This window comes from Comamonas testosteroni (assembly GCF_000761245.1).
Classification (GTDB): domain Bacteria; phylum Pseudomonadota; class Gammaproteobacteria; order Burkholderiales; family Burkholderiaceae_C; genus Comamonas; species Comamonas testosteroni_C.
Window position 1 is genome coordinate 65,719 of the sequence record NZ_AWOR01000050.1, and the last position, 6,887, is coordinate 72,605.

General features: G+C 67.3%; 7 protein-coding genes. All 7 read left to right on the plus strand.

The window, feature by feature from the left end; genetic code table 11:
• The first annotated feature begins 157 nt into the window (after window positions 1-157).
• On the plus strand, window positions 158-1,351 hold the full coding sequence (locus P353_RS15115) for a CaiB/BaiF CoA transferase family protein (RefSeq protein WP_034371038.1): 1,194 nt from the start codon (window positions 158-160) through the stop codon (window positions 1,349-1,351).
• 34 nt (window positions 1,352-1,385) lie between these two features.
• Window positions 1,386-2,762, plus strand: coding sequence for an MmgE/PrpD family protein (locus P353_RS15120; RefSeq protein WP_034371010.1), 1,377 nt, complete (start codon window positions 1,386-1,388; stop codon window positions 2,760-2,762).
• Between the two features lie 91 nt (window positions 2,763-2,853).
• A complete protein-coding gene (locus tag P353_RS15125) occupies window positions 2,854-3,852 on the plus strand; it encodes a tripartite tricarboxylate transporter substrate binding protein BugD (RefSeq protein ID WP_034371012.1) in 999 nt (332 codons plus the stop codon).
• A 22-nt stretch (window positions 3,853-3,874) separates the two neighbouring features.
• Window positions 3,875-4,747: an HpcH/HpaI aldolase/citrate lyase family protein gene (locus P353_RS15130; RefSeq protein ID WP_034371015.1), complete on the plus strand. Its 873-nt coding sequence runs from the start codon at window positions 3,875-3,877 to the stop codon at window positions 4,745-4,747.
• Between the two features lie 71 nt (window positions 4,748-4,818).
• On the plus strand, window positions 4,819-5,676 hold the full coding sequence (locus tag P353_RS15135) for an SDR family NAD(P)-dependent oxidoreductase (protein WP_034371018.1): 858 nt from the start codon (window positions 4,819-4,821) through the stop codon (window positions 5,674-5,676).
• An 82-nt stretch (window positions 5,677-5,758) separates the two neighbouring features.
• Window positions 5,759-6,187 (plus strand): DUF4878 domain-containing protein, encoded by a 429-nt coding sequence (locus P353_RS15140; RefSeq protein WP_034371021.1) that lies wholly within the window; start codon window positions 5,759-5,761, stop codon window positions 6,185-6,187.
• Window positions 6,184-6,783 (plus strand): YiiX/YebB-like N1pC/P60 family cysteine hydrolase, encoded by a 600-nt coding sequence (locus tag P353_RS15145; RefSeq protein ID WP_034371023.1) that lies wholly within the window; start codon window positions 6,184-6,186, stop codon window positions 6,781-6,783. Before P353_RS15140 ends, P353_RS15145 begins: the two co-directional genes overlap by 4 nt.
• Window positions 6,784-6,887: the final 104 nt, after the last annotated feature.

Consider the following 6,887-nt stretch of genomic DNA (forward strand, 5'->3'; position numbering starts at 1 on the left):
CTGAGGCGCTGCGCGCCTTCCCCCCGCTCTCGCGCTGTGCGCGGGCAGGGGGACGACAGCCTCGCTGCGGGGCGGTGCGGCCGGCTTAGGCCCTTGCTTGCTGTCTCTGAGGTGGGCCATGCCCGGCATGCCTTGGATTGCGCTATGGAAGACCGACATGACTGAAAAAAAACGACCTCTCGACGGCATCACCGTGGTTTCGCTGGAACATGCGGTGGCTGCGCCGTTCTGCACGCGCCAGCTCGCCGATCTGGGCGCGCGCGTGATCAAGGTGGAGCGTCCGGGAAATGGCGATTTCGCGCGCGGCTACGACCAGCGCGTCAATGGCCAGTCCTCGCACTTCACCTGGATCAACCGCAGCAAGCAAAGCCTGGCGCTCGATCTCAAGCGGCCCGATGCGCTGGAGGCGCTGATGCAGCTGCTCGAAGGCGCCGACGTGCTGGTGCAGAACCTGGCGCCCGGCGCTGCCGCACGCATGGGTCTGTCCTGGGAGGTGCTGAAGGCCCGCAACCCCAGGCTCATCGTCTGCGACATCAGCGGCTATGGCGCCGACGGCCCTTACCGCGACAAGAAGGCCTACGACCTGCTGATCCAGAGCGAGGCGGGGTTTCTCTCTGTCACGGGCACGCAGCAGGCTCCGTCCAAGGCCGGTATCTCGGTGGCCGATATCGCGGCCGGGATGTACGCCTACACCAATATTCTTTCGGCCCTGCTGCTGCGCGGGCGCACGGGCGAGGGCAGTCATATCGATGTCTCCATGCTGGAGGCGCTGGGCGAGTGGATGGGTTACCCCATGTACTACGCCTGGGAGGGCGCGCCGCCGCCGCCGCGCACGGGCGCATCGCATGCCAGCATCTACCCCTATGGCCCCTTCGAGGCGGGCGACGGCGGCACGGTGATGCTGGGCCTGCAAAACGAGCGCGAATGGAAGGCCTTCTGCGAGCAGGTGCTGCTGCAGCCTGCTCTGGCCGGCGATGCGCGCTTTGACAGCAATGCGCGGCGCAATGCACACCGCGAGGAGCTGCGAGCGCTGATCCTGGGTGTGTTCGCCGTGCTGGACGCGGCCCAGGTCGTGCAGCGGCTGGACGCGGCAGGTATCGCCAACGCCCGCGTCAACGACATGGCGGGCCTGTGGGCCCATCCGCAGCTGGCCGCGCGTCAGCGCTGGCGCAGTGTCGACAGTCCGGCTGGTCCTGTGCAGGCCTTGCTGCCGCCCGGCGTCAACAGTGCCTTTGACTACCGCATGGAGGCGGTGCCCTCCGTGGGCGAGCACAGCGCGGCCATCCTGGCCGGCCTGGGCTGGCCGGCCGAACGCATCAGCGCTCTCTACGCCGACGAACCGGCCTTGTGAAACCTGTGCGCACTGTATGCGCGGGAGTGACCCCATGAAGAATGAGACCCAGGTGAGCATCCATCCGCTGGCGCAGTTCGCCGCCACGCTGCGCTGGGAAGACGTTCCACAGGACGTGCAGCGCCGCGCCGAAGACCTGTGGGTGGACTGGTTCGGCTCCGTGCTCGCAGGCCAGGGCGCGCGCGCCGTGCAGAGCATCACGCGCTTTGCGCTGTCCCAGGGCCCGGCACAGGGCCTCTGCGAGATCCTGGGCAGTGACACCACCAGCTCGCCCATGATGGCGGCCCTGGCCAATGCCGCGGCCTCGCATGTGGCAGAGCAGGACGATGTGCACAACGGCTCGGTGTTCCACCCCGCGGCTGTGGTCTTCCCGCCCGCGCTGGCCGTAGCCCAGAGCATTGGTGCCAGCGGCGCCGAACTGATGCAGGCCTGCGTGGCCGGCTACGAGGTCGGCATCCGCGTGGGCGAGTTTCTGGGCCGCAGCCACTACCGCATCTTCCACACCACGGCCACGGCCGGCACGTTGGCGGCGGCCGCCGCCGTGGGCCGGCTGCTGCGGCTCACGCCAGTACAGATGCAGCATGCCTTCGGCTCGGCCGGCACGCAGTCGGCGGGGCTGTGGGAGTTCCTGCGCACAGGCGCCGACAGCAAGCAGCTGCACACGGCCCATGCCGCGGCCGCAGGCCTGATGTCTGCCTACCTGGCACAGGACGGATTCACGGGAGCGCAGGACATCTTCACGGGGCCGCAGGGGCTGGCCGCGGGCATGTCCACGGACGCCGACCCTGCGCGCCTGATCGATGGCCTGGAGAACGCGATCGTCACGCGCTGGGCCACGGCCGAGACCTCGTTCAAGTGGCATGCCTCCTGCCGCCACACGCACCCCGCGGCCGATGCGCTGCTGCAGGTCATGCAACAGCACGGCCTCGCGCCTGCCGACCTGGCCCAGGTCACCTGCCATGTGCACCAGGGCGCCATCGATGTGCTGGGCCCCGTGGTCGATCCGGCCACCGTGCATCAGAGCAAGTTCTCCATGGGCACGGTGCTGGCGCTGGCCGCGCGTCACGGCCATGCGGGCCTCGATGAGTTCGACAGCGAATACCTGGCCGCCACCACGGTGGCCCTGCGCGAGAAGGTCTCGATGGTGCTGGATGCCGAGGTCGATGCGGCCTACCCGCGCCGCTGGATCGGCAAGGTCACCGTGCTCACCACCGATGGCCGCACGCTGCATGGGCGCGTCGAGGAGCCCAAGGGCGACCCCGGCAACACACTGTCGCGCGAGGAAATCACGGCCAAGGCACTGCGGCTGATCGCCTATGGCGGGGCGTTGCAGGACGTGCCTGCAAAGGCGGCCGTGCAGCGGCTGTGGCAGGTCGCGCAATGGCCGCGCGTGCAGCGCCTGCTGGACTGAGTTTTCCCGCCGGCCCCGGCCGGCGGATCCACGGGAAAGGTGCCGTCACAGAGCGCCTCCCACTTCCACCAAAGTGCACAGGAGACAAACCATGCAAAGCACAATCCCGTTCCACCGTCGCCTGGTTCACGCAGCGGCCGCCGCCTGCGCGCTGGCTGCATGCGCCGGCGCCCAGGCCAGTTCCTGGCCGGATAAACCCGTCGTTCTTGTCGTTCCCTACAGTGCGGGCGGACCTACCGACGTGGTGGCGCGCCTGCTGGCCATTCCCATGGGGCAGGTGCTGGGCCAGAGCGTGCTGGTGGAAAACACCGTGGGAGCCGGCGGCACCATCGCCCCGGCCCGCGTGGCCAAGGCCAAGGCGGACGGCTACACCATTCTCATCCACCACATGGGCATGGCCACGGCCCCCGCGCTGTACAAGAAGCTGCCCTATGACCCGCTCAAGGACTTCGAGTACATCGGCCAGGTGCTGGACGTGCCCATGACCCTGCTGTCGCGCAAGGACTTCCCGGCCAGCAACTTCGCCGAGCTGCTGGACTACGTGAGGAAGAACCAGGACAAGGTCTCTCTGGCCAATGCCGGCGTCGGTGCTGTATCCCAGTTGTGCGGCATGCTGTTCATGCACCAGGCGGGCGTCAAGCTCACCACCATCCCCTACAAGGGCGCGGGTCCTGCCATGAACGACCTCATGGGCGGCCAGGTGGACCTGCTGTGCGACCAGACCACTCAGACCGTGCCCGTGATCAAGGACGGCCAGCGCGCCAAGGTCTTCGGCGTGACCACGCCCAAGCGTCTGTCGTCCCTGCCCAACATTCCGACGCTGGACGAGCAGGGCCTCAAGGGCTTTGACGTCAAGGTCTGGCACGGCATGTACGCGCCCAAGGGCACGCCCAGGGAGGTGCTCATGGCCATCAACAAGGCGCTGAACGTGGCCATCAAGGACGAGAACGTCAAGAAGCGCATCGCCGAACTCAGCTCCGACCTGGTGACGCCCGACAAGGCCACGCCCGAAGGCCTGCGCACTCACCTGCAGGCCGAGGTCGCGCGCTGGGACAAGGTCATCAAGGCGGCCGGCGTCTCGGCCGAATAAGCACTCCCGCAAGGACATACGCATGCACGATCTGGCGCGACAGGCCACCTCCTTTCTCTTCGTTCCTGCCACGCGTCCCGAGCGCCTTGGCAAGGCCATGGGCAGTGGTGCCGACATGGTGATCGCCGACTGGGAGGACGCCGTGGCACCAGCCGACAAGGAGGGCGCGCGCCAGATGCTGGCCCAGGCCGTGGAAGCGCTGGAAGGCGCGCAGCGTGCACGCCTGCTGGTGCGCATCAACGCCGAAGGCACACCCTGGCATGCCGAGGACCTGCGTGCGCTGGCGCAACTGGTGGAGATGGGCGTGGCCGGTGCAGTGGTCTCCAAGGCAGAGCGCGCCCAGACGCTGCATGCGGTGACCCGGGCTGCTGGTGCGCAGGCGGCCTTGCTGCCCCTCATCGAAAGCGTGGCCGGCCTGGACGCGGCCGATGCCCTGGCTGCCGCGCCCCAGGTGGTGCGCCTGGCCTTCGGCCACCTGGACTTCCAGGTCGATGCGGGCATGGCCTGCGAGAAGGGCGAGGAAGAGCTCCTGCCCATGCGCATGGCCCTGGTCCTGGCCTCGCGCCGTGCCGGCATCGGCGCGGCCGTCGACGGCGTGACAGTGGACACGCGCAACCCCGAGCGACTGGCCCATGACGCGGCACGCGCGCGGCGCATGGGCTTTGGCGGCAAGCTGTGCATTCACCCTGCCCAGGTGCAGCCGCTGCACGCCGTCTTCGACCCCGACGCAGCGGCCGTGGCCCACGCGCAGCGCCTGCGCCAGGCACTGGCCGAGGCCGGCGGCGGTGTCTGCGTTCTGGACGGGCGCATGGTGGATGCGCCCGTGCTCCATCTGGCGCAGCAGACACTGGCCCGCCACGCCTGGGCCCTGCAGCGCATGCATCGCAATACATAGTCTTATCAGACGTTGCCGGGCGCCGTGGTTTGCTCCAGATTCATGCTGCTTCAAGACACAAAGGAAAGAGCATGAACCAGGCTTTGGTATGTGTGGTGACGGGGGCCAGCCGTGGCGTGGGCCGGGGGGTGGCGCTGGCGCTGGGTGCGTCGGGGGCCACCGTCTATGTCACCGGGCGCAGCGTGAAGGAGGGCGATTCGCCCTTGCCCGGCACGGTGGGCAGGACGGCCGCCGATGTGACGGCTGCCGGCGGCAACGGCATTGCCGTGGCCTGTGATCATGGCGATGATGTCCAGGTGGCGGCGCTGTTCGAGCGCGTACGCCGCGAGCATGGCCGGCTCGACATTCTGGTCAATTGTGCAATTGCGATTCCCGATCCGCTGACCGTACCCGGTCCCTTCTGGCAAAAGCCACTGGAGATGACCGAGCTGCTCGATGTGGGACTGCGCTCCACCTACGTGGCCAGCCATTGCGCGGCCGGCCTGCTGATCGCGGCGCGCGGCCTGGTGGTCAATATCTCGTCGGCAGGCAGCCGCTGCTATATGCATGGGCCGGCCTATGGCGCGGGCAAGGCCGGCACGGACAAGATGAGTTTCGACATGGCCCACGATTTCAGGCCTGCCGGCGTGAGTGTGGTTTCGCTCTGGCCAGGACTGGTCAGGACCGAGCGCTCCAAACGCGTCTGCGCGGCCGAACCCGACAAATACGGCGACAGCTTCGACAGCGCCGAAACTCCGCAATTCATAGGCCAGGTAGTATTGGCCTTGCATGGCGATGCCGACTGCCTGCAAAAGCGCTCCGGCGGCGTGTTCTATACGACCGAGCTGGCCAGCCAGTATGGCGTGCAGGACATCGATGGCGCGCAGCCGCCGTCGCCGCGCGCCTACTTCGGCGCACCACCGGAGTTCAGCCCGGCGGTGGTCGAATAGGCCGGTGCACTGACAGCATGCAAGAGCAGGGCCCTTGTGGCGACTACACTGCGGCCTTCCTTGTTTTTGCTGTACCCGGTCCGTGTCTGCTTCTGTCTCCCTTTCCCGCCGCCGCTGCCTGCTCCTCTCTTTTTCGCTGCCCCCGGCTCTGGGTCTGTCGGCCTGTGCCACGATCACCCCCGAACAAAGTCAGGAAGAGTTGATCCAGCGCTTTTACGCGCTGGTTGCGGCCGGTGATTTCGACGCCTGCATTGCCCTGGTCTCGACACGCAATATTTCCAGGGAGCAGCTGGCGAGTTTTGAGTACAAGCTGCGCCGCATGCTGGCAGGTGCCAAGGGAATGATCGACTCCAAGGGCGGCCTGGCCAAGGTGGAAGTGGTGGAAAGAACGCTCTCCGAAGACCAGCAGGTCGTCAAGCTCCGGGTGCTGGTCAGCTATCGCGATGGCAATACCCGCCGCGAGCGCATCAATCTGTTCCAGGAAGAGGGCGTCTGGAAAGTGCAGCTGTGATTTCTCGGCGGCTGGCAACGGCCGCTGTGATGGTGCTGTCGGCCTGCTGCGCTGGCCTGGCTTTTGCAACGCCGCCATTGCCGCCATTGCCGCCGCAGGCTGCACCGGGCGATCTGATTTTTCGCAGAGGCACGGAGAACGTCAGCCAACTGGTGCAAGCCGTGGACGGTGGTGACTTCAGCCATGTTGGCATGTTGGTCGGACGGCCCGGCCAGTGGCAGGTGCTGCATGCCACGCCCTCCGAACGTGAGGGTCAGCCCGATGCCGTGGTGCTGGATTCGCTGGACTTCTTCCTGGACGTTCGGCGCGCTCACGCCTATCGCCTGTACCAGGTCACGGCAGAGCCCGGTGCGCGCGAGCGGGCCGTGGCCTGGGCCATGGCCAAGCAGGGCCAGCCGTTTCAGCTGCTGGGCTCGGACCAGGGCATCTACTGCACCACCCTGGTCTGGCGGGCCTGGTTGCAAAGCGGTGCGGATCTCGAGGTGGCATTTACCGAGGTGGATCTGCCGATGCTGGGCGGCCGCTATCTGCTGCCGAGCAGCCTGTTGCGCTCCAGCCGGCTGCGCGCGCTGACGCCCTTGCTGCCAACGCGCTGAACCTCGGCCTTCAAACGCCCAGATATTGCTGGCGTGCAGACTTGTCGCACGTCAGCTCGGCCATGCTGGCCGTGTGCACGATCTGGCCTTTTTCCAGCACATAG